Consider the following 24,312-nt stretch of genomic DNA (forward strand, 5'->3'; position numbering starts at 1 on the left):
AGTTAGTTTCTGACGGATATGTTAGCTGCTTTGTTTTGGCGCCGTGATAAATGCTGACCTAGGGCCGGGATCCGTGGCGAGCGTGAGATCGTGCCGGAAGCTAAAACAGCGCGCTTGACGAGCCAAATCGGCGACCTCACGAGACGCGAGCCGACGCAATGTCCGCCGCATCTCCAAGTCATCGTGCGGAAGGATTTGGAGCATTGTCCGCGCTGGCAGTTTGCCTTCGCGAGCGAGCGCAAGGATCATCGATACTATGAGTTGGTCGAGGATACCCTTCATCCCGAGTTCGATTACCGGTATTTCCTCATCAAAGATGCGGTTGATCAGGTTTGTGCCGTACAGCCATTCTTCCTAATGGACCTGGATTTGCTGGCCGGTGCGAGCCCGCGGTTTGGCGTACTCATCGACGCCATTCGCCGGATGTGGCCAGGTTTGATGCGCGCCCGTGCGCTCATGGTCGGGTGCGTCGCAGGGGAAGGTCATCTTGACGGGGACGAGGCCTGCCATCGAGGCTGCGCGGAACTGCTGGCCTCAACGATTGCAATACATGCTCGCAGGCTCGGGGCGCGGCTGATCGTGCTCAAGGAGTTTCCGGCGCGATACCGACCTATCCTCGACTGCTTGATCGCTCACGGCTTCACCCGCATCCCCAGCCTGCCCATGACCAGGCTTTGCATCGATTACGCCAATTTCGATGACTATATGAATCATGCGCTCAACAGCGCAACCCGCAAGAAACTCCGCAAGAAGTTTGAGGCGACAGCGCGGGCCTCTCCATCCGTCGAGATGAACGTCGTCAACGACGCGACGCCGGTGATTGCGCAGATCCATCCATTGTATTTCCAAGTCTATCAGCGTTCGAAACGGCACTTCGAGAAGCTGACGGAACAATACTTCTGCGACTTGGGGGCGGCGGATGGGGGACAAGGTCCGCTTCTTCCTCTGGCGTCAGAACGAGCGGATCGTCGCGTTTGCCGCATGCATGGTACATGGTGACGCGATCTATGCGGAGTACATAGGTCTCGACTACGATGTCGCCTTAGACCTGCACCTCTATCATTATGTGTTTCGCGACATGGTGAGCTGGGCAATCGCCAACGGGTACAAATGGTTTCGCAGCAGCGGGCTGAACTATGATCCAAAGCTGCATCTGAGGCACTTGCTTGATCCGATCGATTTATACGTTCGGCACACCTCCGCGCCGATCAACTCAGTGTTGAAGCGCATTTTGCCGGTGCTCGCGCCGACGCGATATGACGAGACGCTTGCGAAGTTTCGTAACTATCAGGAGCTTTGGGCGCAGCCCGAGACTGGCCTTGGGTCCGTCGAGGATACGGCCTAATCCACCAAAATCACCCGCACGTCATTGACGTTGGTCAGCGTGGGGCCGGTCAGCAACAAATCCCCGGTCTGGGCGAAGAACCCCGTCGCATCGTTGTTCTCGAGATAGGCCTTCGGATCGAGGCCGATCGATTTCATCTTCGCGAATGTCGCCTGGTCGATCACGGCGCCGGCCGGGTCGGTCGCGCTTCCGGCGCCGCCGTCGGCGCCGTCGGTATCGGCGGCCAGCGCCGCGACGTCGGGCGTATCCTTCAACAGACCGGCCAGCGCCAGCGCGTATTCCTGGTTGGGGCCGCCGCGGCCATTGCCGCGCACCGTCACCGTGAGCTCGCCGCCGGAGATGATCGCGACCCGCTTGCCTTCGCTGCGCGCCTTCAGCGCAAGCCGCGCATGCGCGGCCGCGATCTCGCGGGCTTCGCCTTCGAGATCGGCGCCGAGCGCGATGGTCTCGTAGCCGGCGTGCTGCGCGACCTTCACCGCGGCGTCGATCGAGGCCTTCGGCTTTGCCAGCAGTTCGAATGTCGCCCGTGCGAAAGCGGCATCGCCGGGCTTGCAGCTTTCGTTCGCGGGATCGTCGAGCGCGCGGCGGACCGCGTCGTCGATGGAGAGATTGTATTTGGCGACCAGCGCGCGGGCATCCGCCAGCGTGGTCGGATCCGGCACCGTCGGCCCCGAGGCGATCGCGGAGGGATCGTCATGCGGCACGTCGGAAATCGCCAGCGTGACGATCTCGGCGGCGTACTGGCCGGCGCGCGCCAGCCGTCCGCCCTTGATCCGCGACAGATGCTTGCGCACGGTGTTCATCTCGCCGATCGGCGCGCCGGAGCGCAGCAGCGCGCGGTTGACCTGCTGCTTCTGGGTAAAGCTCACGCCGTCGACCGGCGCGATCCAGTTCGCTGAACCGCCGCCGGTCAAAAGCACCAGCAGGAGATCGTCCGGGGTCGCTGTCGCGGCGAGCTGCAGCGTGTCGTCCGCCGCCTTGAGCCCGGCCTCGTCGGGCACCGGGTGGCCGGCCTCGACCACCTTGATGCGGCGGGTCGACACGCCATGGCCGTGGCGGGTGGTGGCGATGCCGACTAGCCGCGACGGATCGAGCTCGAGCGCGTCGAGATAATGCCGCTCGGCCGCCGCGGCCATCGCCGCGGCGCCCTTGCCTGCGCAGAGACAGATCACCCGTCCCTTCGGCACCGGCCGCAGCCGCGACGCCAGCACGACATCGGGATGCGCAGCCGCCACAGCGGCATCGAAGATCGAACGCAGGAAAGAACGACGGTCGGTCATGGCTGTGCCTTATGTAACGCGGTCAGTGTCCGCCGACTTCGCCGCTGATGACGTCGCCGAACAATTGCCAGCGCTCGCCCTTGAACTGCATCAGCTGGAGCTGTTCGATCGGCTGGAAGTCGGCAGGCCCGGTCGACAGCGTCACGCCGGGCAGCAGGCCGCCCTGCGCGAATTGCTTCAGGCTCGCCGCCTGCTTCATCACATTGGCGCGGGTGAGGTCGTCACCGCAGCGGCGCAGCACCTCGACCATCGTGGTCGCCATGTTGTAGCCGGTCATCGCCGAGGCATCGACGCGGTTGGTGTCGGGCATGTATTTGGCGAGCAGTTCGTCGAACGCCTTCATGCCGGCGTCGTCCTTCCATTGCGGATCGCTGGCGTCCTTGGCGTAGGCGGCCGAGATCACGCCCTGCGCATTGTCGAGGCCGGCCGGACGCATCACGGTCGCGGTGGAAGCCGAGACGTTGGAGACGATGGTCACCGGCTTCCAGTTCATCTCGCCGAGCTTCTTGATCGCCTGGGCGCCGAATTTCGGCGTGGTGAAGAAGACGATGACGTCGGGATTTGAGGATTTCAGCCGCACCACATGGGAATCGATCGTCGGCTCGGCGACTTCATAGCTCTCCTTGGCGACGACGCGCGCGGGATCGCTGGCGAAGCCGTCTTCCAGGCCCTTGAGGTAGTCCTTGCCCATGTCGTCGTTCTGGTAGAGCACCGCGACCTTGGTGGCGGGCTTCTCCTTGAGCAGATATTTCGCGTAGATTCGCGACTCGCTCTGATAGCTGGGCAGCCAGCCCATGGTCCATGGGAAGGCCTTCGGATCGTTCCACTTGGTCGCGCCGGTGGCGACGAACAGCTGCGGCACCTTCTTGGCGTTGAGATATTTCTGGATCGCGGTGTTGGAGGCGGTGCCGAGCGTGCCGAACAGGAACAGCACCTCGTCGCTCTCGACCAGCTTGCGGGCCTGCTCGACGGCCTTCGGCGGCGAGTAGGCGTCGTCATAGGAGACGAAAGTGATCTTGCGCCCGTTGATGCCGCCGTCGTCGTTGACCTTCTTGAACACCGCGGCCATCGCCTTGCCGACCACGCCATAGGCCGACGCCGGGCCGCTATAGGGCACGATGTTGCCGATCTTGATCTCGGTGTCGCTCGCACCGGTGTCGTATTTCTTCTGCGCCCACGCGGCACTGCCGGTCGCGGCGGCGACGGCGAGGCCGAGCAGGGCGGTTGCGACACGGTGTCGGATCGGCATCGGCATTTCCCGAAATCTCCTTGTTGTTGCCGCCGCGCAAGGGCGCCGGTTTCTTGTCGGGGGTCTTGCCGGTTTACCTAGCGTATTGCCGGGCAAAGTGTAAGCGGGCATTGCCGGGCCGGCCTGCGAGCAGGCCATGGCTATAAATTTCGGTTTCCGACGCGTTTTTTTCGCGCGAACCGGTACCCGCTTCGTTCGAAAACGCGCCAACAAAAAGCCCCCTGCGACGGTATCGCAGGGGGCCATTCCCGGTCGGGAGGCGGCGGGAAATCAGCCGCCGACATCGGCGCTGATGACCTCGCCGAACAGTTCCCATTTCTCGCCCTTGAACTTCATCAGCTGCAGCTGGCTGATCGGCGCGAAATCGTTCGCCGCGGTGTTGATCTTGACGCCAGGCAGCAGCACTTCGGTGCGGAAGTCCTTCAGGCTTGCGGCCTGCTTCATGATGTTCTCGCGGGTGAGGTTGTCGCCGCACTGCTTCAGCACCTGGACCAGCGTCTGCGCGACGCCGAAGCCGACCACGGTGCCGCCGTCGAGCTTGTCGCCTTCGGGGAAGTCCTTGGCCATGAAGGCGTAGAACTCCTTCATGCCGGGGTCATTGTCCCATTGCTTGTCGGAGGCGTCCTTCAGATAGGCGGCGGAGATGATGTCCTGCGCGTTCTCGAAGCCGGCCGGTTTGATCACGCTGCCGACCGAGGCTGACACGTTGTTGAGGAAGTGGATCGGCTTCCAGCCGATCTCGGCGACTTTCTTGATCGCCTGGGCTGCGAATTTCGGCGTCGCGATGTCGATGAAGACGTCCGCGTTGCTCGCCTTCAGCTTGACGATGTTGCTGTCGATGGTCGGCTGGGACGTCTCGAAGCTTTCTTCCGCGACGATCATGCTGGCGGCCTTCTGGCCAAGCCCGTCCTTCAGGCCCTTCAGATAGTCCTTGCCGTAATCGTCATTCTGGTAGAGCACCGCGATCTTGGCGTTCGGCATGTTCTTCAGGATGTATTTTGCGTAGATCTGGGTCTCGCTCTGGTAGTTGGGCTGCCAGCCCATCGTCCAGGGAAAGTCCTTCGGGTCGTTCCACTTGGTGGCGCCGGTGGCGACGAACAACTGCGGCACCTTTTTGGAGTTCATGTATTTCTGGATCGCCGAGTTCGATGGCGTGCCGAGCGAATTGAAGATCAGCAGCACCTCGTCGCTCTCGACCAGCTTGCGGGCCTGTTCCACGGCCTTCGGCGGCGAGTAGGCGTCATCGTAGGAGATGAAGTTGATCTTGCGGCCATTGATGCCGCCGGCGTCGTTGACTTTCTTGAAATAGGCGGCCTCGGTGCGGCCGATGACGCCATAGGCGGACGCCGGGCCGCTGTAGGGCATGATGTTGCCGATCTTGATCTCGGTATCGCTGGCGCCGGTGTCGTATTTCTTCTGGGCAAGCGCAGCGCTGCCGGATGTCGCGACGAGCGCGAGCGCGGCCCCGAGGACCGCAAGTTTTTTGGTAGCGGACATCTATGTCTCTCTCCCTGTTTGTCATGTGTCTCGGCCCTCTTGCTTGGAGAGCTCTTTATTTGGCTGCAGTGATTATCATTTTAGGCGGTTCGTCTCAATGAGAAGCCCCTGCGGCAAACGCCGCAGGGGCGGTATCTTTGGTCGACCTTCCCGGCCTAACCGCCGACGTCGGCGCTCAAGACTTCGCCAAAGCGCTCCCAGGTCTCGCCCTTGAAGCGGATCAATTGCAGTTGCGAAAGCGGCGCGAAATCGGTCGCCGAGGTGTTGACCTTAACGCCGGGCAGCAGGCCGCCGGGCTCGTAATCGCGAATGCTGGCCGCCTGCTTCATGATGTTCTCGCGGGTCAGATTGTCGCCGCAGGCCTTGAGCACGTGGACCAGGCCCTGCGAGACGATATAGGCGTACATCACGGAGGCATCGGCCCGGTTCGCTTCCGGATAGTACTTATCGAGGAATTCGTTCCAGGCGATCATCGCCTGGTCGGTCTTCCACTGCGCGTCGGTCGGGTCCTTGAAATATTGCGACGAGACGATGTCCTGGGCGTTCTCGAAGCCCGCGGGCTTGATCACGCTGCCGATCGATCCGGAGACGTTGTTGAGGAAGTGCAGCGGCTTCCAGCCGAGCTCGGCATTCTTCTTGATCGCCTGCGCGGCGAACTTCGGCGTCGTGATGTTGAAGAATACGTCGGCGCCGGAGGCCTTGAGCCTGACGATGTGGGAGTCGATGGTCGGCTCCGTCACCTCATAGCTGTCCTCGGCGACGATCATCGACGCGGCCTTGGCGCCGAGCCCGTCCTTGAATCCCTTCAGATAGTCCTTGCCGTAGTCGTCGTTCTGGTAGAGCACCGCGATTTTGGCGTCCGGCTTGTTCTTCAGGATGTACTTCGCATAGATGATGGACTCGCTCTGGTAGTTGGGCTGCCAGCCCATCGTCCAGGGGAAATTCTGCGGGTCGTTCCACTTGGTGGCGCCGGTGGCGACGAACAGTTGCGGCACCTTCTTCTGGTTCATGTATTTTTGGATCGCCGAGTTCGGCGGCGTGCCAAGCGAATTGAAGATCAGCAGTACCTCGTCGCTCTCGACGAGCTTGCGCGCCTGCTCGACCGTCTTCGGCGGAGTGTAAGCGTCGTCGTAGCTGATGAAGGTGATCTTGCGGCCGTTGATGCCGCCCTCGGCGTTGATCTTGCGGAAATAGGCCTCCTCGGTCTTGCCGATCACGCCATAGGCTGAGGCCGCTCCGCTATAGGGCATGATGTTGCCGATCTTGATCTCGGTGTCGCTGGCGCCGGTGTCGTATTTCTTCTGGGCAAGCGCAGCGCTGCCGGATGCGGCGACGAGCGCAAGCGCAGCAGCAAATGCCGTCAATTGTCGTATTGCAGACATGCCGTTTCTCTCCCTGATTGCCGATGATGTGTCGCGGCCCCCTGTTTCGAGGGCTCATTATTGGTCGTAAAAACTATCATCTTACCTGGGGTGTCTCAATGAAAAGCCCCTGGGGCATTGCCGCAGGGGCTGCGTCTTTAGTCGACCACCCTCAAGGCGGGCCGCTGCTCAAAAATCCGCCAACGCGTTCGCGTGTGCGTGGAGCCAACCGCAGAGATTGCGGACGAGTAAAGCGACACCGTTGAGTTGAGCGCGCGGATCGAACAGACCGACGTGTCGATCAGTTGCTCAGATTGCTCGAAATGATGTCCCCGAACAGCTCCCACTTTTCGCCCTTGAACCGCATCAGGCGCAGTTGCTTGATCGGTGCGAAATCGGTGGCCGAGGTGTTGATGCTGATGCCCGGCAGCAGCGTGCCGGGGACGAAATCCTTCAGGCTTGCGGCCTGCTTCATGACATTGGCGCGGGTGAGGTCGTCACCGCACATCTCCAGCACCTTCACCATGGTCTGTGCGGCGGCGTAGCCGAACGAGGTGGCGCCGTCGAGCTTGTTGGCGTCGGGATAATTCTTCTTGAGGAAGGCGAGGAATTTCTCCATGCCGGGATCCTTGTCCCACTGCGGATCGGCGCCGTCCTTGAGATAGGATGCCGATAGGATACCCTGCGAATTCTCGAAGCCCGCCGGCTGCATCACGCCGCCGACCGACGCCGAGACATTGGCGACGATCTGCAACGGCGTCCACGCGATCTCGGCGGCCTTCTTGATCGCCTGTGCCGCGAATTTCGGCGTCGTGATGCTGACGAAGGTGTCGGCACCGGTGGCCTTCAGCTTGACGATGTGGCTGTCGATCGTGGGCTCGGATGTCTCGTAGGCCTCCTCGGCGACGATCATCGATGCCTTGTCGCCGAAGGCGTCCTTCAAGCCCTTGAGGTAGTCCTTGCCGAAATCGTCGTTCTGGTAGAGCACGGCGACCTTGGCGTCGGGCTTGTGCTTCATGATGTATTTTGCGTAGACCCGCGCCTCGTCCTGGTAGGACGGCTGCCAGCCCATGGTCCACGGATAATCTTTCGGGTCGTTCCACTTCGAGGCACCGGAGGCGATGAACAGCTGCGGCACCTGCTTCTCGTTCATGTATTTTCGGATCGCCGCATTGGTCGCGGTCCCGACCGAGCCGAACAGCAGCAGCACTTCGTCGTTCTCGACCAGCTTGCGCGCCTGCTCCACCGTCTTGGGCGGCGAGTAGCCATCATCGTAGGAGATGAACTTGATCTTGCGGCCGTGGATGCCGCCGGCATCGTTGATCATCCTGAAGTAGGCGGCCTCGGTCTTGCCGATCGTGCCATAGGCCGAGGCGGGGCCGCTGTAGGGCATGGTGTTGCCGATCTTGATCTCGGTGTCGCTGGCCCCGGTGTCGTATTTCTTCTGCGCCAGCGCGACATTGCAGCTCGTCAGGATCAGAGCGAATGCGGACAACAGCGCCGTCAGGGACGGACGTGCGGCAGTCATGGTTTCCCCACCTCGGGTTCTTTGTTTGGAGTATTCAATACCATCGGCGCGGGGCGTCAACAAAAAGCCCCCGCGACGGATATCGCGGAGGCTGTTGTTTTATTCCCGCAGTGCAACGTCACTCGGAGGGGACGTCGCCGGAAATGATGTCACCGAACAGTTCCCACTTCTGCCCCTTGAAGCGCTGCATCTGCAGCTGGGCGATCGGGGCGAAGTCGGTGGCCGAGGTGTTGATCTTGACGCCGGGCAGCAGGGTGTCAGGCGTAAAGTCCTTCAGGCTCGCCGCCTGCTTCATGACGTTGGCGCGGGTGAGATCGTCGCCGCACATTTCGAGCACCTTGGCGAGCGTCTGTGCGGCGCCATAGCCGTACACGTAGCCGCCGTCGGTCTTGTCGGCGCCCGGCATGTACTTGTCGAGAAACTCGGCCCACTTCTTCATGCCGGGGTCGTTGTTCCACTGTGCGTCGGCACCGTCCTTGGCGTAGGCCGCCGACAGCACGCCCTGCGCGTTGTCGAAGCCGGCCGGCTGCATCACGCTGCCGACCGAGGCCGACACGTTGGTGATGATCTGCAGCGGCTTCCAGCCGAGCTCGGCGGTCTTCTTGATGGTCTGCGCGCCGAACTTCGGCGTGGTGTAGATCAGCAGCACGTCGGGATTGGCGGCCTTGATCTTGACGATGTGGCCGTCGATCGACGGCTCCGAAATCTCATAGCTCTCCTCCATGATGATGCTGGAGGCCGCCTTGGCGCCAAAGCCGTCCTTGGTGCCCTTGAGGTAGTCTTTGCCGAAATCGTCGTTCTGATAGAGGATCGCGATCTTGGCGTCGGGCTTCTCCTTCATCAGCCACTTGGCGTAGATCTGCGCTTCGCTCTGGTAGCTCGGCTGCCAGCCCATGGTCCACGGGAAGTTCTTCGGGTCGTTCCACTTGGTGGCGCCCGTCGCGACGAACAGCTGCGGGATCTTCTTGGAATTCAGGTATTTCTGGATCGCGGTGTTGGACGGGGTGCCGAGCGGGTTGAAGACGAGCAACACCTCGTCGCTCTCGACCAGCTTGCGCACCTGCTCGACCGCCTTCGGCGGCGAGTAGGCGTCGTCATAGCTGACGAAATTGACCTTGCGGCCGTTGATGCCGCCGCGATCGTTGATCATCTTGAAGTAGGCTTCTTCGGTCTTGCCGATCACGCCGTAGGCGGAGGCTGGTCCCGAATAGGGGATGATGTTGCCGACCTTGATCTCGGTATCGCTTGCGCCGGTGTCGTATTTCTTTTGGGCGAATGCGGTCGTGGACGTCGCGGCAACAGCGATGATCGCCGCGGAAATCGCGGCGATCCGAACGGTAGAAAGCATAATATCTCCTGGTTTGCTTCTATAGGCTGTCAGTTTTTCTTGAACTTTGCGGCCAGTTGCTGGGCAACGATCGCGACCTGCCTGGCGCCGTGCGGCACGAGGAAGATGACGAGGAACAGCAGCACGCCGAACACCGCGCCCGAAAGGCCCTTCGAAATACCCTCGGCGATGTTGGGCACGAAGATGATGAAGGCGGAGCCTACGATCGAGCCGGGCAGCCAGCCGACGCCGCCGACCACCATGCCGAGGAACAGCGAGATCGCGAGCTGGATGGTGTAGCCGTCGGGTGCCACGAACTGCACCGCGATGGCGCCGAGACCGCCGGCAACGCCGGTGATGCCGGCCGAGACGCCGAACGCCAGCGTCTTGTACAGCGCGACGTCGACGCCCATCGCGGAGGCCGCGATCTCGTTGTCGCGGATCGCCATGAAGGCGCGGCCGGAGCGCGAGCGCAGCAGGTTCACCGAGGCGATATAGATCGCGATCGTGACCACCAGCGTGAAGTAATACAGCCACATGTCCTGCCCCATCGGCAGGCCGAACGGCGCATCCGGCTTGGTGACCACGAGACCCTGCACGCCGCCGGTCCAGTGCTCGAAATAGCCCAGCTTCAGAATCTGCGGCATCGCGGTGGCTAGCGCAAAGGTCGCGAGCGCCAGATAGACGCCGGAAAGCCGCAGCGCCGGCTGGCCGAACAGGAAGCCGAAGCCGAAGCAGACGATGCCGGCGATCGGCAGCGTGAGGGCATAATTCATGCCCGCATGCTCCATCAGGATCGCCGAGGTGTAGGCGCCGACGGCGTAGAATGCGCTCTGGCCGAGCGAGAACTGGCCGGAGCCACCGGTCAGGATGTTGAGCGCCAGCACCGCGAGGCCGTAGATCAGAAGCATCGTCATCTGGAAGATGATGAAGTTCTTGACGAACAGCGGGATCAGGATCAGCGCGGCGAGCACGACGAGCGAGGTGCCGTAGCCCAGCGTCATGGCGCGCTTGGGAACGGCCTCGACGGCCTGGCCTTCGGTGACGACTTCGACTTCTTCAGCGGCGCTCATGATCAAACTCGCTTCACGATGGCGCGGCCGAACAGGCCTGCCGGTTTCACGACCAGGACGACGATGATCAGCGCAAGCGCGATCGGAAGTTTCAGTTCATTGCCGACGCCGGGGATGTAGGTGCCGACGAGGTTCTCGAAGACGCCGACCAGGAAGCCGCCCATGACGGCGCCGAACGGGCTCGACAGGCCGCCGAGCACGGCTGCGGCAAATCCATAGATCAGCACGCCGAGCATCATGTTAGGCTCGAGGAACACCACAGGTGCGATCATCATGCCGGCGATCGAGCCGATCGAGGCGGCCATGCCCCAGCCCAGCGCGATCATCCACGAGGTGTTGATGCCGACCAGCCGGGCCGATTCCGGCAGCGAGGCTGCCGCGCGCATCGCCAGACCGACCCGGGTGAAGCGGAAGAAGAAGAACAGCAGGAGCAGCATCAATAGCGTGATGCCGATCATGCCGGCCTGATGGGTCGAGATCAGCTGGCTGCCGAGGAACGGTGAGGAACCGAACGGCGTCGGATACTGCTTGATGGTGAAGTCCCAGATCAGGCCGGCGACCGAGTTGATGATCGCGTAGAGCGCGATGAAGCCGGCGACGTTGGTCAGGATCGGCGCCTTCGCCAGCGGCTTGAACAGCAACCGCTCGATGACGATGCCGGCGGCAAACGAAAAGGCGACGGTGAGCACGAAGGCGCCCCAATATGGCACGCCCCATTGCATCAGCTGCCAGGACACGAAGGTCGAGAACATCGCCATTTCGCCCTGGGCGAAATTCAGATGGTCGATGGCCTGGTAGATCATGACCACCGCGAGCGCCATGCAGGCATAGATCGCGCCGGTGGCGATGCCGGCCAGGACCTGGTTGGCAAAAAGCTCCATTGTGCCAGCTCCCTCAGTAGCCGAGATAGGATTTGCGGACGTCTTCGTTGTTCGCGATGTCCTTGGCATTGCCCGACATCACGATCCGTCCGGTTTCGATCACGTAGGCCTGGTCGGCGAGCTCGAGCGCGAGCTGCGCATTCTGCTCGACCACCAGGATGGTCACCTTTTCCTCGCGATTGATCTTGCCGAGGATGCGGAACAGGTCGCGCACGATCAGCGGCGCGAGGCCGAACGACGGCTCGTCGAGCAGCATCAGGCGCGGCCGCAGCATCAGCGCGCGCGCCACCGCGAGCATCTGCTGCTCGCCGCCGGACAGCGTGCCGGCCTGCTGGGTGTAGCGCTGCTTCAGCACCGGGAAATGCTCGTACATCCGTTCGATGTCGGCGCCGATCGCCTTCTTGTCCGGGCGGCTGATGGCGCCGAGCTGCAGGTTTTCCTCCACCGTCATGTTGGTGAAGGTGCCGCGGCCCTGCGGCACATGGGCGATGCCGAGGCGGACCACGTTTTCGGTCGAGCGCGTGCCGATCGGCTTGCCCTCGAACTCGATCGCGCCAGTCGAGCGCACCATGTTGCAGATCGCCCGCAGCGTGGTGGTCTTGCCGGCGCCGTTGGCGCCGAGCAGCGTGGTCAGCGAGCCCTCGTTGAGCGAAAAGGAGAGGCCGTGCAGGGCCTGGACCTGGCCGTAATAGGCGCGCAGGTCCTTGACGTTGAGCATCGTGGTCATTGGTCCTTGCTCCCCAGATAGGCCTTGATGACATCAGGGTCGGCCTGGACCTGGGCCGGCGTGCCTTCGGCAAGCTTGCGGCCGAAATTGAGCGCGACGACGTGGTCGGCGATCGACATCACGAGACCCATGTGATGCTCGACCAGCAGCACGGTGATCTTGCGGTCGTCGCGGATTTTGCGGATCAGGTCGCCGAGCACGTAGACTTCCTCGTGATTGAGGCCGCCGGCCGGCTCGTCGAGCAGCAGGATCTTCGGGTCCGCGGCCAGGGCGCGCGCCAGTTCGACGCGCTTCTGGGTGCCGAACGGAAGTCCCGAGACAACGGTGTGGGCGACGTCCTCGAGATCGAGATAGCCGAGGATGTCGTGCACCTTCTTGTTCATGTCGGTCTCGCCGCGGCGGACCCAGGCGAGGCGCAGCGAGTCGCTGACGATGTCGCTCGAGGTGCGCGCATGCGCGCCGACGCGCACATTGTCGATCACGGACAGGTTGGGGAACAGCGCGACGTTCTGGAAGGTGCGGCCGATGCCGATCTCGGCGATCCGGTGCGGCGGGCGCGACAGGATGCTCTTGCCTTCCATCAGGATATCGCCGGACGACGGCTGATAGAGCCGCGACAGGCAATTGAACAGCGTCGTCTTGCCGGCGCCGTTCGGCCCGATCAGCCCGAGGATCTGTCCATGGCGCATGTCGAACGACACGCCGTTCAATGCGATGATGCCGCCGAACACGACGCTGACGTCGCGAACCGCGAGCAGGGGATCATTCCCCTGCGCGAGCTGTGCCTGCGTCATCTCGTCTCGCCCGCCGTCTTCGAGCGGTGCGAGCGGTCCTGCGATGCGTTTCGCTGGACGTGATGGAGGCTATCTGATCCCCTCGGCCAAACGTGCAACTTTCCCTCCTACTCTGGTCTTTTTGCGTTCTTCTTTTTTGGATTGCGGCGCCATTCCACCGAGCGCCTGCTCGATGTTCCTTACCATCGCGACAAGACGAGGTCCAATGTCGTTGAGCAATCTGTCTTCCGTGAAGCGGAATGCCGGCGCGCCGCAATTGAAGGCGTAAGGACCGGTTCCGTCGTTCAATCTCAATGCAACGCCGACTGCGGCGACGTCGTTCTGCCAGTCGCCTGCGGACATCGTGAAGCCGTGCTTCGCGACCGTCTCGCCGGAGCGCTCGATGCCGTCGCGCATCTTGGCCCAGCGGCTGCCGTAGTGATCGCGCAGCTCACGCAGTAAAGCCGCGCGCTCGTCGGGCGGCAATGCCCAAATATAGGCACGTCCCATCGCCGTGGTTGCGATCGGCACCCGCGAGCCGACGTCGAGTTGTACGCCGAGCGCCAGGCCGTTCCGGCTCTGGCCGAAATAGATCATGCTGTGGCGGTCGCGGCCGCCGACGGCGACCGCGCCGCCGGTCGCGCGCATCACTTCTTCTCGATAGGGCTCGGACAAATGCCGAACGCCGAGATTGGCGAGCGCGGCGTAGCCGAGTGCCATCGCCGACGGCGCGAGCTGGTACTTCTCGAACTTCGGTACAGGTGTAAGGTATCCCAGCTTGGTCAGCGTGTAGGTCAGCCGGGAAATGGTTGGCTTCGGTAACTTGGTGCGGGCCGCAATCTCCTGGTTGCCGAGCAGCCCGTCATTGGGTTGGAATGCGCGCAGGACGTCCAGTCCGCGGGAAAGCGCGACGACGAAATTGCGATCGGTCGCGGCTTTCTTGCTAGCGCGCTTCATCCCTATCCTTGCCCTGCCCTTGTCATGCTCGTTGACAAGGCACGTGCTTCAAAATAACCCTCCATGTCAAGATGTGGAATTAAATTTCGCAGTGCGAAATTGGTCTAATCGTAGCGGCTCAACGCAAGTCGTGCAGCTACTCAACACAAGTCCAAGAACAAGCATCCAGGGAGAGTCCCGGTGAGTGAAGTCGTCAAGCTCGAACGTCATGACAATATTGCCGTCGTCACGGTTAACAGTCCGCCTGTGAATGCGCTGAGCGCCGCGGTGCGCGGCGGCATCTTCGAATGCATCAAGAGCGCGATCGAAGACGCGCAGGTCCAGGGCATCGTGCTGACCTGCGCCGGCCGCACCTTCATCGCCGGTGCCGACATCACGGAATTCGGCAAGCCGCCGAAGCCGCCCGGGCTCGCCGAAGTGCTGAGCCTGATGGAGAGCTCGCCGAAGCCGATCGTTGCCGCGATCCACGGCACCGCGCTCGGCGGCGGCCTCGAGGTCGCGCTGGCCTGCCACTACCGTGTCGCCACCAAGGACGCCAAGCTCGGTCTGCCCGAGGTGAAGCTCGGCCTGCTGCCCGGCGCCGGCGGCACCCAGCGCCTGCCGCGCGCGGTCGGTCCCGAGCTCGCGGTCAAGATGATCGTCGGCGGCGATCCGATCGGCGCGGACGCGGCGCTGAAGGCCGGCCTGATCGAGGAGATCGTCGAGGGGCCGGCCTCGGGCGGTGAGGCATTTGCGCGCAAGGTGGTCGCCGAGAAGCGTCCGCTGCGCAAGCTGCGCGACGACGACAGCAAGCTCGCCGCGGCCAAGGCCGATCGTTCGATCTTCACCAATGCGGTGGCTGCGCTGACCAAGAAGTCGCGCGGCCTCGAGGCGCCGTTCGCCGCTGCCGACGCCGTCGGCGCCGCGATCGACCTGCCGTTCGACGAGGGCCTGAAGAAGGAGCGCGAGGGCTTCCTCAAGCTGATGAACGGCGACCAGTCCAAGGCACAGCGCTACGCCTTCTTCGCCGAGCGCGAGGCCGCCAAGATCTCCGGTGTCCCCGAGGGCACCAAGGGCCGCAACGTGGCGCGCGTCGCCATCCTCGGCGCCGGCACCATGGGCGGCGGCATCGCGATGTCGTTCGCCAATGCCGGCATCCCGGTCACCCTGATCGAGACCGGCGAGGAGCAGCTCAAGCGCGGCATGGGCATCATGCAGAAGAACTACGAGGCGACCGCCGCGCGCGGTGGCATCCCGGCGGACGCGCCCGCCAAGCGGATGGCGCTGATCAACGGCGTCGTCGGCATCGAGAACGTCGGCGACGCCGATCTCGTGATCGAGGCGGTGTTCGAGACCATGGCGGTCAAGAAGGAAGTGTTCGGCAAGCTCGACCAGTACGCCAAGCCGGGCGCGGTGCTGGCCTCCAACACCTCCTATCTCAACATCGACGAGATCGCGAAGTCGACCAAGCGTCCGCAGGACGTGCTCGGCATGCACTTCTTCTCGCCGGCCAACGTCATGAAGCTGTGCGAGATCGTGCGCGCCGACAAGACCGCGCCGGACGCGCTGGTCACCGCCGTCTCGATCGCCCGCAAGATCGCCAAGGTGCCGGCAGTGGTCGGCGTCTGCGACGGCTTCGTCGGCAACCGCATGCTGGCGCAGCGCGGCAAGCAGTCCGAGAAGCTGCTGTTCGAAGGCGCCCTGCCGCAGCAGGTCGACGCCGTGGTGACCAAGTTCGGCATGCCGATGGGCCCGTTCGCGATGGGCGATCTCGCCGGTCTCGACATCGGCTGGCGCTCGCGCAAGGACCGCGGCATCAAGTCGGAGATCGCCGACGCGCTCTGCGAAGCCGGCCGCTTCGGTCAGAAGACCGGCAAGGGCTACTACAAGTACGAGGCGGGCTCGCGCGCGGCGTTGCCCGATCCGGAGGTCGAGAAGCTGATCGACGAGACGCTGGCGCGCCTCGGCCGCAAGAAGCGCGTCGTCAGTGACGACGAGATCCTCGAGCGCATGATGTACCCGATGATCAACGAAGGCGCGAAGATCCTCGCCGAGGGCATCGCAGCGCGTCCGTCGGACATCGACGTGGTCTGGCTCTATGGCTATGGCTGGCCGATCTATCGCGGCGGTCCGATGTTCTGGGCCGACACCGTCGGCCTCAAGCACATCGCCGATCGTCTGGCCTTCTACGCCAAGGAGACCAACGATCCCTCGCTCGAGCCGGCGCCGCTGCTCAAGAAGCTCGCCGACGAGGGCAAGACCTTCGCCTCGCTCGCCGCGCCGTCGAAGGCGGCGTGATTGGCCGACTGTAACCACGTGTCATTCCGGGATGCGCCGTAAGGCGCAGACCCGGAATCTTGAGATTCCCCGATGCGCAAATTGCGCATCTTAGGTTCACGCTGCGCGTGCCCCGGAATGACAGTTTCCAGAGTCTGGTTTTCATGACCTATCCCGGCGAACAATATTATCCCAAGGGCGTGCAGTGGAGCGACGAGATCACGCGCGGCACGCTGCCGGACCTGCTGTCGAGCGCCGCCGCCGAGTTCGGCGCGCGCCCGGTGCTCGAATTCCGCGACCGGCCGATCAGCTACGCCGAGTTGGAGGCCCTGGTCGAGACCGCCGCTGCGGCCTTCATGCGGGCCGGCTACGGCAAGGGCACCTCGGTCGCGCTGTTCCTCGGCAATTCGCCTGACCATCCGATCAATTTCTTCGGCGCGCTGAAGGCCGGCGCCCGCGTCGTGCATCTGTCGCCGCTCGACGGCGAGATCGCGCTGTCGCACAAGCTGTCCGATTCAGGCGCGCGGGTGCTGGTCACCAGCAATTTGTCGGCGCTGTTGCCGACCGCGCTGAAATTCCTCGCCAAGGGTCTGCTCGATCGTCTGATCGTCTGCGAGGACGACAATTGGGGCAAGGTCGGCACGCCGCAAACGGCGCTGCCCGACAATCCCGCGATCATCACCCACCGCCAGTTCATCGACGGCGCGACCAGGCCGTCGCAATGGCCGGCGGTCGACGTCGAGGACGTCGCGCTGCTGCAATACACCGGCGGCACCACGGGCCTGCCCAAGGGCGCCATGCTCAGCCACGGCAATCTCACCGCGGCGGTGTCGATCTACGACGTCTGGGGCAAGCCCGGGCGGCTCGAACGCAATGCGATCGAGCGCGTGATCTGCGTGCTGCCGCTGTTTCACATCTACGCACTGACCGTCGTGCTGCTGTCGGCAATCCGGCGCGGCCATCTGATCTCGCTGCACCAGCGCTTCGATGTCGAGGCTGTGATGCGCGACATCGAGGTCAAGCGCGCGACGGTGTTTCCCGGCGTGCCGACAATGTGGATCGCGATCGCCTCGCTGCCCGATCTCGACAAGCGGGACCTTTCTTCGCTGGTGGTCGCCGGCTCCGGCGGCGCGCCGCTGCCGGTGGAGGTCGCGAAGATCTTCGAGCGCCGCGTCGGCATGAAGCTGAAGAGCGGCTGGGGCATGACCGAGACCTGCTCGCCCGGCACCGGCCATCCCAAGGAGGGACCGGAGAAACCGGGCTCGATCGGGCTGATGCTGCCCGGCATCGAGATGGACGTGGTGTCGCTGGAGGATTCCACCAGGGTGATGCCGGTCGGCGAGGTCGGTGAAATCCGCATCCGCGGCCCGAACGTCACCAAGGGCTACTGGAACAGGCCGGCGGAAACCGCCGAGGCTTTCGTCGGCGACCGCTTCCTCACCGGCGACATCGGCTACATGGATGCCGACGGCTATTTCTATCTGGTGGACCGCAAGAAGGACATGATCATCTCCGGCGGCTTCAACGTCTATCCGCAGATGATCGAGCAGGCGATCTACACCCATCCCGCCGTGCAGGAGGTGATCGTGATCGGCATTCCCGACGATTACCGCGGTGAAGCCGCGAAAGCCTTCATCAAGCTGCGCGACGGCGAGAAGACCTTCTCGATCGACGAACTGCGCGCGTTCCTCACCGGCAAGGTCGGCAAGCATGAATTGCCGGCGGCGGTCGAGTTCGTCGACGAACTGCCGCGCACCCCGGTTGGAAAGCTGTCGCGTCACGAATTGCGCCAGCAGCAGCCCAAGCCTTCTCAAACCAAGACTGCTCAAACCGAGACATCTCAATCCACGCAACAACAGACTGCATCAGGATCCCGCCCATGACCGACGCCGTTATCGTCTCCACCGCCCGCACGCCGATCGGCAAGGCCTATCGCGGCGCGCTCAACGTCACCGAAGGCGCGACCTTGCTCGGGCACGCGATCGGCGAAGCGGTGGCGCGCGCCAAGGTCGATCCGAAGGAGATCGAGGACGTGGTGATGGGCGCGGCGATGCAGCAGGGCGCGACCGGCGGCAACATCGCGCGCAAGGCGCTGCTCCGCGCCGGTCTACCGGTGACCGTTGCCGGCACCACGATCGACCGCCAGTGCGCCTCCGGCCTGCAGGCGATCGCGCTTGCCGCGCGCTCGGTGATCTTCGACGGCGTCGAGATCGCGGTCGGCGGCGGCGGTGAGTCGATCTCGCTGGTGCAGAACGACAAGATGAATTCCTTCCACGCCCAGGATCCGGCGCTGCTCAAGATCAAGGGCGAGGTCTACATGCCCATGATCGACACCGCCGAGATTGTCGCCAAGCGCTACAACATCTCGCGCGAGAAGCAGGACGAATATGGCCTGGAAAGCCAGCGCCGCACCGCGGCCGCGCAGCAGGGCGGCAAGTTCAAGGAAGAGCTCGCGCCGATCACCACCATGATGGCGGTCACCGACAAGGCGACCGGTGCCGTCACGATGAAGGAGGTGACGCTGTCGCAGGACGAAGGTCCGCGGCCGGAGACCACGGCCGAAGGGCTTGCCGGCCTCAAGCCGGTGCGCGGCGATGGTTTCACCGTCACCGCCGGCAATGCCAGCCAGCTCTCGGACGGCGCCAGCGCCTCCGTGATCATGAGCGACAAGGAAGCGGCCAAGCGCGGGCTGAAGCCGCTCGGCATCTTCCGCGGCTTCGTCTCCGCCGGCTGCGAGCCGGACGAGATGGGCATCGGCCCGGTGTTCGCGGTGCCGCGGCTGCTCAAGCGCCACGGCCTCAAGGTCGACGACATCGATCTCTGGGAGCTCAACGAGGCGTTCGCGGTGCAGGTGCTGTACTGCCGCGACAAGCTCGGCATCGATCCGGAGAAGATCAACGTCAATGGCGGGGCGATTTCGGTCGGCCATCCCTACGGCATGTCGGGTGCGCGGCTCACCGGCCACGCGCTGATCGAGGGCGGCCGCCGCAAGGCCAAGTACGCCGTCGTCACCATGTGCGTCGGTGGCGGCATGGGCGCGGCCGGCCTGTTCGAGGTGCTGCAGTAATTCACCGTCGTCCTGGCGAAAGCCAGGACCCATACCCCGCGGCCGGGGTAAGGGGCACGGACGGTAGTCGCCTTCGCAAGACAACGAAGGCCGGTGGTAATGGGTCCTGGCTTTCGCCAGGACGACGATGGAACAAGACGTTAGGTTTCGCTCAAAAGGAGGATCCGATGGATCTCGCTTTCACCAAGGAAGAGATAGCGTTTCGCGAGGAGGTGCGGGAGTTCTTCAAGAACAACGTGCCGCCGGAGACCCGGCGCAAGCTGCAGGAAGGCCGCCATCTGTCGAAGGACGAGATGGTCACCTGGTGGCGCATCCTCAACAAGAAGGGTTGGGGCGTCACCCACTGGCCGAAGGAATATGGCGGCACCGGCTGGAGCACCGTGCAGCACTACATCTTCAACGAGGAGCTGCAGTCCTATCCGGCGCCGCAGCCGCTCGCCTTCGGCGTCAGCATGGTCGGCCCGGTGATCTACACCTTCGGCAACGAGAAGCAGAAGAAGGAATACCTGCCGCGCATCGCCAATGTCGACGACTGGTGGTGCCAGGGCTTCTCGGAGCCGGGCTCGGGTTCGGACCTCGCGTCGCTGAAGACCAAGGCCGAGCGCCGTGGCGACAAGTGGATCATCAACGGCCAGAAGACCTGGACCACGCTCGCCCAGCACGCCGACATGATCTTCTGCCTCTGCCGCACCGATCCGGCCGCGAAGAAGCAGATGGGCATCTCCTTCATCGTGTTCAGCATGAAATCGAAGGGCGTCACCGTGCGTCCGATCCAGACCATCGACGGCGGCCACGAGGTCAACGAAGTGTTCTTCGACGACGTCGAGGTGCCCTACGAGAACCTGATCGGCGAAGAGAACAAGGGCTGGGATTACGCCAAATTCCTGCTCGGCAATGAGCGCACCGGCATCGCCCGGGTCGGCGTGTCGAAGGAGCGGCTGCGCCGCATCCGCGCGCTGGCCTCCAAGGTCGAGGCCGGCGGCCGTCCGGTGATCGAGGATCCGGCGTTCCGCGAGAAGCTCACGGCCTGCGAGATCGAGCTGAAGGCGCTCGAGCTGACCCAGCTCCGCGTCGTCGCCGACGAGGGCAAGCACGGCAAGGGCAAACCCAATCCGGCGTCCTCGGTGCTCAAGATCAAGGGCTCGGAGATCCAGCAGACCACGACCGAGCTGTTGATGGAGATCATCGGTCCGTTCGCCGCGCCCTATGACGAGCACGGCGATGCCGGCTCCAACGAGAGCATGGATTGGACCGCGCAGATCGCGCCGAGCTACTTCAACAACCGCAAGGTTTCGATCTACGGCGGCTCCAACGAGATCCAGCGCAACATCATCAGCAAGGCGGTGCTGGGACTTTGATCCTCTCCCTCTCCCCGCTCTTCGCGGGGAGAGGGTTGGGGTGAGGGGCATCTCTCCGAGCAACGACTGCCGAGAGACCTGTACCCCCTCACCCGGATCGCTTCGCGATCCGACCTCTCCCCGCAAGCGGGGCGAGGTGAAGAGGCCCCGGCTTGAACAACGATCAGTTAGTTAAGGAAACGAACATGGATTTTGATCTGTCCGAGGAGCAGCGGCTTCTCAAGGAAAGTGTCGACGGGTTGCTGGCGGATGCCTACGACTTCGATGCGCGCAAGAAATACATGAAGGAGAAGGGCGGCTGGAGCAAAGCGCTCTGGGGCAAGCTCGCCGAGCAGGGCCTGCTTGGTCTGCCCTTCGCGGAGACCGACGGCGGCTTCGGCGCCGGCGCGGTCGAGACCATGATCGTGATGGAAGCGCTCGGCAAGGCGCTGGTGGTCGAGCCTTATCTCGCCACCGTGGTGGTCGCGGGCGGTTTCCTGCGCCATGGCGGCTCGGCCGAGCAGAAGGCCAAGTACATTCCCGGCATCATCGACGGCAGCAAGACCTTCGGCTTCGCCCAGCTCGAGAAGAACTCGCGCTACGATCTGTTCGACGTCGTGACCACGGCCAAGAAGAAGGGCGCTGCTTACGTGATCGACGGCGAGAAGTTCGTCGTGCTCAACGGCGAGAACGCCGACACGCTGATCGTGACCGCGCGCACCAAGGGCGGCCAGCGCGACAAGACCGGCATCGGCGTGTTCCTGGTTCCGGCGGATGCCAAAGGCGTCACCAGGAAGGGCTATCCGACCCAGGACGGCCTGCACGCCGCCGACATCACCTTCACCAATGTCGAGGTCGGTGCGGACGCCGCGATCGGCGATCCCGAAAACGGCCTGCCCCTGATCGAGCGCGTCGCCGACGAAGCCCGCATTGCGCTGTGCGCGGAAGCGGTCGGCGCGATGGACGAGTCGCTGAAGGAGACGGTCGAGTACATCAAGACCCGCAAGCAGTTCGGCGTTGCGATCGGCTCGTTCCAGAGCCTGCAGCACCGTGCCGCCGACATGTTCGTGGCGCTGGAGCAGGCCCGCAGCATGTCGATGTTCGCGACCATGGCGTCGGACTTCAGCGATGCCAAGGAGCGTTCGTCCGCGGTCGCGGCCGCCAAGGTGCAGGTCGGCAAGTCGCTGAAGTTCGTCGGCCAGCAGTCGATCCAGCTTCATGGCGGCATCGGCATGACCATGGAAGCCAAGATCGGCCACTACTTCAAGCGGCTGACCATGATCGAGAACACGCTCGGCGACACCGACTATCACCTCCGTCGCGTCAGCGAGGGCGGTGGGCTGCTGGCCTGAGATGTCGTTGCCGGGCTTGACCCGGCAACCCATCGCTTTTCAAAAGATGGATGCGCGGGTCAAGCCCGCGCATGACGAGTCTTCGTAGAACTCAGGGAAACAACAACAATGAAAAACACCCCGTTCGATCTCACCGGCCAGGTTGCGGTCATCACCGGCTCGAGCCGTGGCATCGGCCGCGCCTCGGCGGAGCTTTTGGCAAAGCTCGGCGCCAAGGTCGTGATCTCCTCGCGCAAGGCGGATGCCTGCCAGGAAGTCGCCGACGGCATCAAGAAGGCGGGCGGCGATGCGCTCGTCATCCCCTGCAACATCGCGCGCCGCAACGAGGTCGAGGCGCTGGTCTCGGGTACGATCAAGCATTACGGCAAGATCGACATCCTGGTGTGCAACGCCGCGGTGAACCCGTATTACGGCCCGCTGCTCGACATCACCGACGAGGCGTTCGACAAGATCATGGGCTCGAACGTCAAGAGCAACATCTGGCTGTCCGCGCTGGCGATCCCGCAGATGGCCGAGCGCGGCAAGGGCTCGGTCGTGATCATCTCCTCGATCGGCGGCCTGCGCGGCTCGACCGTGATCGGCGCCTACGGCATCTCCAAGGCAGCCGACTTCGCGCTGTGCCGCAGCCTCGCCGGCGAATGGGGCCCGAAGGGCGTGCGGGTCAATTGCGTGGCGCCGGGTCTGGTGAAGACCGATTTCGCCCGCGCGCTGTGGGAGGATCCGGATAATCTGAAGCGCCGCACCGCGTCGACGCCGCTCCGCCGCATCGGCGAGCCCGACGAGATCGCCGGCGCCGTGGCCTATCTCGCCTCCGATGCCTCGACGTTCATGACCGGCCAGACCATCGTGGTCGACGGCGGCGTCACGACGGCTGCGACGTAAGGTCAATCGCTTCAAGAGATCGCGCGCAATCGTCCCACGATCTCGTCATGCCCGGCCTCGTGCCGGGCATCCACGTCTTTGGCGGTTGCTGCGAGCAAGACGTGGATGGCCGGGACTTGACCCGGCCATGACGATGCCGAAGGAACAGCGCACGCCGCCCGCGAGAGGCGTTCGCCCTAGACCTGCTCCAGCGCGCGCTCGAAATCCTCGATCAGATCGTCGGGATGCTCGAGCCCGGCTGAGAAGCGAATGAAACCTTCACTGATGCCGAGCTCGGCGCGGGCCTCCGGCGCCAGGCGCTGATGCGTCGTGGTCGCGGGATGCGTGACCAGGCTCTTGGCATCGCCGAGATTGTTGGAGATGCGCGAGATCTTCAGCGCGTTGAGGCAGCGGAAGGCGCCGGCCTTGCCGTCCTTCACCTCGAAGCCGACCAGCGTCGAGCCGGCGCCCATCTGCTTCTTCACCGTCGCGGCCTGCGGATGATCGGGGCGGCCCGGATAGACCAGCCGCGTGATCTTCGGATGTTTCGCCAGCGCCTCGGCGATCTTCGCCGCGTTTTCGGTCTGGGCGCGGACGCGGACGCCGAGCGTCTCCAGCCCCTTCAGCAGCACCCAGGCGTTGAACGGCGACAACGACGGCCCGGTCTGGCGCATGAAATTGTGGATGTGCTCGGCGATGAAGGCCTCCGACGACAGGATGATGCCGCCGAGGCAGCGGCCCTGGCCGTCGATATGCTTGGTCGCGGAATAGACCACGACGTCGGCGCCGAGCGACAGCGGGCTCTGCCAGATCGGCGTCGCGAACACGTTGTCGACGATCAGCCGGGCGCCGCCGCTATGCGCGATCTCTGCGATCGCGCCGATGTCGAGCACGTCGAGCGTCGGATTGGTCGGGCTCTCCAGGAAGAAGGTCTTGGTGTTCGGCCGCAATGCGCGCTGCCACTGGTCGAGATCGAGACCGTCGACCAAGGTCGTCTCGATGCCGTAGCGCGGCAGCAGGTCCTGCACCACGTAGAGGCAGGAGCCGAACAGGGCCTTCGAGGCCACCACATGATCGCCGGCTTTCAGCGGGGCGAGGATCGCGGTGGTCACCGCGGCCATGCCGGTCGCGGTCGAGCGCGCGGCTTCCGCGCCCTCGAGCTCGATCATGCGGCGCTCGAACATCGCGATGGTCGGGTTGGAATAGCGCGAATAGATGAAGCCGGGGTCCTGGCCCTTGAAGCGCGCCTCGCATTGCTCGGCGGTGTCGTAGACGTAGCCCTGGGTGAGAAACAGCCCTTCCGACGTCTCCCCGAATTGCGAGCGCAGCGTGCCGCCATGGACGAGGCGGGTTTCGGGACGAAAGCGGGCCGTGGTTTCAGATTCAGACATGTGACCTCCGAGGTGGCCATTTCCCCTGGAGAATGGCCACAAAAAAACCG

General features: G+C 63.7%; 20 protein-coding genes. 8 read left to right on the top strand and 12 right to left on the bottom strand.

Going from position 1 to position 24,312, the window contains the following annotated elements:
• Positions 1 to 90: 90 nt before the first annotated feature.
• Positions 91 to 999, top strand: coding sequence for a hypothetical protein (locus I6F38_RS15210; RefSeq protein ID WP_225160910.1), 909 nt, complete (start codon positions 91 to 93; stop codon positions 997 to 999).
• Complete coding sequence (locus tag I6F38_RS15215) at positions 920 to 1,345, top strand: GNAT family N-acetyltransferase (protein WP_225160911.1); 426 nt, start codon at positions 920 to 922, stop codon at positions 1,343 to 1,345. Before I6F38_RS15210 ends, I6F38_RS15215 begins: the two co-directional genes overlap by 80 nt.
• Here I6F38_RS15215 and I6F38_RS15220 read toward each other — a convergent pair.
• The 11 genes from I6F38_RS15220 to I6F38_RS15270 form a co-directional block, all read right to left on the bottom strand.
• Positions 1,342 to 2,625 carry a glycerate kinase gene (locus I6F38_RS15220; RefSeq protein ID WP_225160912.1) on the bottom strand — a complete coding sequence of 428 codons (1,284 nt, stop codon included), beginning with the start codon at positions 2,623 to 2,625 and terminating at the stop codon, positions 1,342 to 1,344. The two genes, I6F38_RS15215 and I6F38_RS15220, sit on opposite strands and share 4 nt — an antisense overlap.
• A gap of 22 nt (positions 2,626 to 2,647) precedes the next feature.
• Positions 2,648 to 3,880 carry an ABC transporter substrate-binding protein gene (locus I6F38_RS15225; protein ID WP_225160913.1) on the bottom strand — a complete coding sequence of 411 codons (1,233 nt, stop codon included), beginning with the start codon at positions 3,878 to 3,880 and terminating at the stop codon, positions 2,648 to 2,650.
• A 264-nt stretch (positions 3,881 to 4,144) separates the two neighbouring features.
• Positions 4,145 to 5,371: an ABC transporter substrate-binding protein gene (locus I6F38_RS15230; RefSeq protein ID WP_225160914.1), complete on the bottom strand. Its 1,227-nt coding sequence runs from the start codon at positions 5,369 to 5,371 to the stop codon at positions 4,145 to 4,147.
• A gap of 155 nt (positions 5,372 to 5,526) precedes the next feature.
• Positions 5,527 to 6,753, bottom strand: coding sequence for an ABC transporter substrate-binding protein (locus I6F38_RS15235; RefSeq protein ID WP_225160915.1), 1,227 nt, complete (start codon positions 6,751 to 6,753; stop codon positions 5,527 to 5,529).
• 280 nt (positions 6,754 to 7,033) lie between these two features.
• Positions 7,034 to 8,260, bottom strand: coding sequence for an ABC transporter substrate-binding protein (locus I6F38_RS15240; RefSeq protein ID WP_092085374.1), 1,227 nt, complete (start codon positions 8,258 to 8,260; stop codon positions 7,034 to 7,036).
• 118 nt (positions 8,261 to 8,378) lie between these two features.
• Positions 8,379 to 9,608 (bottom strand): ABC transporter substrate-binding protein, encoded by a 1,230-nt coding sequence (locus I6F38_RS15245; RefSeq protein WP_225160916.1) that lies wholly within the window; start codon positions 9,606 to 9,608, stop codon positions 8,379 to 8,381.
• A 29-nt stretch (positions 9,609 to 9,637) separates the two neighbouring features.
• Positions 9,638 to 10,660: a branched-chain amino acid ABC transporter permease gene (locus I6F38_RS15250; protein WP_225160917.1), complete on the bottom strand. Its 1,023-nt coding sequence runs from the start codon at positions 10,658 to 10,660 to the stop codon at positions 9,638 to 9,640.
• A 2-nt stretch (positions 10,661 to 10,662) separates the two neighbouring features.
• Positions 10,663 to 11,541 carry a branched-chain amino acid ABC transporter permease gene (locus I6F38_RS15255; protein ID WP_028339071.1) on the bottom strand — a complete coding sequence of 293 codons (879 nt, stop codon included), beginning with the start codon at positions 11,539 to 11,541 and terminating at the stop codon, positions 10,663 to 10,665.
• Between the two features lie 13 nt (positions 11,542 to 11,554).
• Positions 11,555 to 12,268 carry an ABC transporter ATP-binding protein gene (locus I6F38_RS15260; RefSeq protein ID WP_038384532.1) on the bottom strand — a complete coding sequence of 238 codons (714 nt, stop codon included), beginning with the start codon at positions 12,266 to 12,268 and terminating at the stop codon, positions 11,555 to 11,557.
• Complete coding sequence (locus tag I6F38_RS15265; protein ID WP_016847575.1) at positions 12,265 to 13,062, bottom strand: ABC transporter ATP-binding protein; 798 nt, start codon at positions 13,060 to 13,062, stop codon at positions 12,265 to 12,267. The genes I6F38_RS15260 and I6F38_RS15265 overlap by 4 nt, the downstream gene beginning before the upstream one ends.
• Positions 13,063 to 13,131: 69 nt before the next feature.
• A complete protein-coding gene (locus I6F38_RS15270) occupies positions 13,132 to 13,998 on the bottom strand; it encodes an IclR family transcriptional regulator (protein WP_018269093.1) in 867 nt (288 codons plus the stop codon).
• Between the two features lie 180 nt (positions 13,999 to 14,178).
• Between I6F38_RS15270 and I6F38_RS15275 the strand changes: the two genes are divergently transcribed.
• From I6F38_RS15275 to I6F38_RS15300, 6 genes are all read left to right on the top strand, one after another.
• Entirely contained in the window at positions 14,179 to 16,275 is a 2,097-nt protein-coding gene (locus I6F38_RS15275; protein ID WP_225160918.1) for a 3-hydroxyacyl-CoA dehydrogenase NAD-binding domain-containing protein, read from the top strand.
• A 143-nt stretch (positions 16,276 to 16,418) separates the two neighbouring features.
• Entirely contained in the window at positions 16,419 to 18,137 is a 1,719-nt protein-coding gene (gene pimA / locus I6F38_RS15280; RefSeq protein ID WP_225160919.1) for a dicarboxylate--CoA ligase PimA, read from the top strand.
• On the top strand, positions 18,134 to 19,321 hold the full coding sequence (locus I6F38_RS15285) for an acetyl-CoA C-acyltransferase (RefSeq protein WP_225160920.1): 1,188 nt from the start codon (positions 18,134 to 18,136) through the stop codon (positions 19,319 to 19,321). The genes pimA and I6F38_RS15285 overlap by 4 nt, the downstream gene beginning before the upstream one ends.
• Before the next feature lie 167 nt (positions 19,322 to 19,488).
• Positions 19,489 to 20,679, top strand: a complete 1,191-nt coding sequence (gene pimC, locus I6F38_RS15290; protein WP_057016017.1) for a pimeloyl-CoA dehydrogenase large subunit — start codon at positions 19,489 to 19,491, stop codon at positions 20,677 to 20,679.
• A 185-nt stretch (positions 20,680 to 20,864) separates the two neighbouring features.
• Positions 20,865 to 22,010 carry a pimeloyl-CoA dehydrogenase small subunit gene (gene pimD, locus I6F38_RS15295; RefSeq protein WP_225160921.1) on the top strand — a complete coding sequence of 382 codons (1,146 nt, stop codon included), beginning with the start codon at positions 20,865 to 20,867 and terminating at the stop codon, positions 22,008 to 22,010.
• Positions 22,011 to 22,118: 108 nt separating this feature from the next.
• Complete coding sequence (locus I6F38_RS15300; protein ID WP_028338111.1) at positions 22,119 to 22,892, top strand: SDR family oxidoreductase; 774 nt, start codon at positions 22,119 to 22,121, stop codon at positions 22,890 to 22,892.
• 176 nt (positions 22,893 to 23,068) lie between these two features.
• Here I6F38_RS15300 and I6F38_RS15305 read toward each other — a convergent pair whose 3' ends face one another.
• Positions 23,069 to 24,262: an O-succinylhomoserine sulfhydrylase gene (locus I6F38_RS15305; protein WP_225160922.1), complete on the bottom strand. Its 1,194-nt coding sequence runs from the start codon at positions 24,260 to 24,262 to the stop codon at positions 23,069 to 23,071.
• Positions 24,263 to 24,312: the final 50 nt, after the last annotated feature.

This window comes from Bradyrhizobium sp. BRP56, from assembly GCF_020194035.1.
Classification (GTDB): Bacteria; Pseudomonadota; Alphaproteobacteria; order Rhizobiales; family Xanthobacteraceae; genus Bradyrhizobium; species Bradyrhizobium australafricanum.

Excerpts from the sequence above, each read along its gene's own strand:
- I6F38_RS15235 (WP_225160915.1), bottom strand. The coding sequence starts at position 6,753 with ATGTCTGCAATACGACAATTGACGGCATTTGCTGCTGCGCTTGCGCTC.
- pimA (WP_225160919.1), top strand. The coding sequence starts at position 16,419 with ATGACCTATCCCGGCGAACAATATTATCCCAAGGGCGTGCAGTGGAGC.
- I6F38_RS15225 (WP_225160913.1), bottom strand. The coding sequence starts at position 3,880 with ATGCCGATGCCGATCCGACACCGTGTCGCAACCGCCCTGCTCGGCCTC.
- I6F38_RS15230 (WP_225160914.1), bottom strand. The coding sequence starts at position 5,371 with ATGTCCGCTACCAAAAAACTTGCGGTCCTCGGGGCCGCGCTCGCGCTC.
- I6F38_RS15245 (WP_225160916.1), bottom strand. The coding sequence starts at position 9,608 with ATGCTTTCTACCGTTCGGATCGCCGCGATTTCCGCGGCGATCATCGCT.
- I6F38_RS15285 (WP_225160920.1), top strand. The coding sequence starts at position 18,134 with ATGACCGACGCCGTTATCGTCTCCACCGCCCGCACGCCGATCGGCAAG.
- I6F38_RS15300 (WP_028338111.1), top strand. The coding sequence starts at position 22,119 with ATGAAAAACACCCCGTTCGATCTCACCGGCCAGGTTGCGGTCATCACC.
- pimC (WP_057016017.1), top strand. The coding sequence starts at position 19,489 with ATGGATCTCGCTTTCACCAAGGAAGAGATAGCGTTTCGCGAGGAGGTG.
- I6F38_RS15220 (WP_225160912.1), bottom strand. The coding sequence starts at position 2,625 with ATGACCGACCGTCGTTCTTTCCTGCGTTCGATCTTCGATGCCGCTGTG.
- pimD (WP_225160921.1), top strand. The coding sequence starts at position 20,865 with ATGGATTTTGATCTGTCCGAGGAGCAGCGGCTTCTCAAGGAAAGTGTC.
- I6F38_RS15250 (WP_225160917.1), bottom strand. The coding sequence starts at position 10,660 with ATGAGCGCCGCTGAAGAAGTCGAAGTCGTCACCGAAGGCCAGGCCGTC.
- I6F38_RS15255 (WP_028339071.1), bottom strand. The coding sequence starts at position 11,541 with ATGGAGCTTTTTGCCAACCAGGTCCTGGCCGGCATCGCCACCGGCGCG.
- I6F38_RS15305 (WP_225160922.1), bottom strand. The coding sequence starts at position 24,262 with ATGTCTGAATCTGAAACCACGGCCCGCTTTCGTCCCGAAACCCGCCTC.
- I6F38_RS15270 (WP_018269093.1), bottom strand. The coding sequence starts at position 13,998 with ATGAAGCGCGCTAGCAAGAAAGCCGCGACCGATCGCAATTTCGTCGTC.
- I6F38_RS15260 (WP_038384532.1), bottom strand. The coding sequence starts at position 12,268 with ATGACCACGATGCTCAACGTCAAGGACCTGCGCGCCTATTACGGCCAG.
- I6F38_RS15215 (WP_225160911.1), top strand. The coding sequence starts at position 920 with ATGGGGGACAAGGTCCGCTTCTTCCTCTGGCGTCAGAACGAGCGGATC.
- I6F38_RS15265 (WP_016847575.1), bottom strand. The coding sequence starts at position 13,062 with ATGACGCAGGCACAGCTCGCGCAGGGGAATGATCCCCTGCTCGCGGTT.
- I6F38_RS15240 (WP_092085374.1), bottom strand. The coding sequence starts at position 8,260 with ATGACTGCCGCACGTCCGTCCCTGACGGCGCTGTTGTCCGCATTCGCT.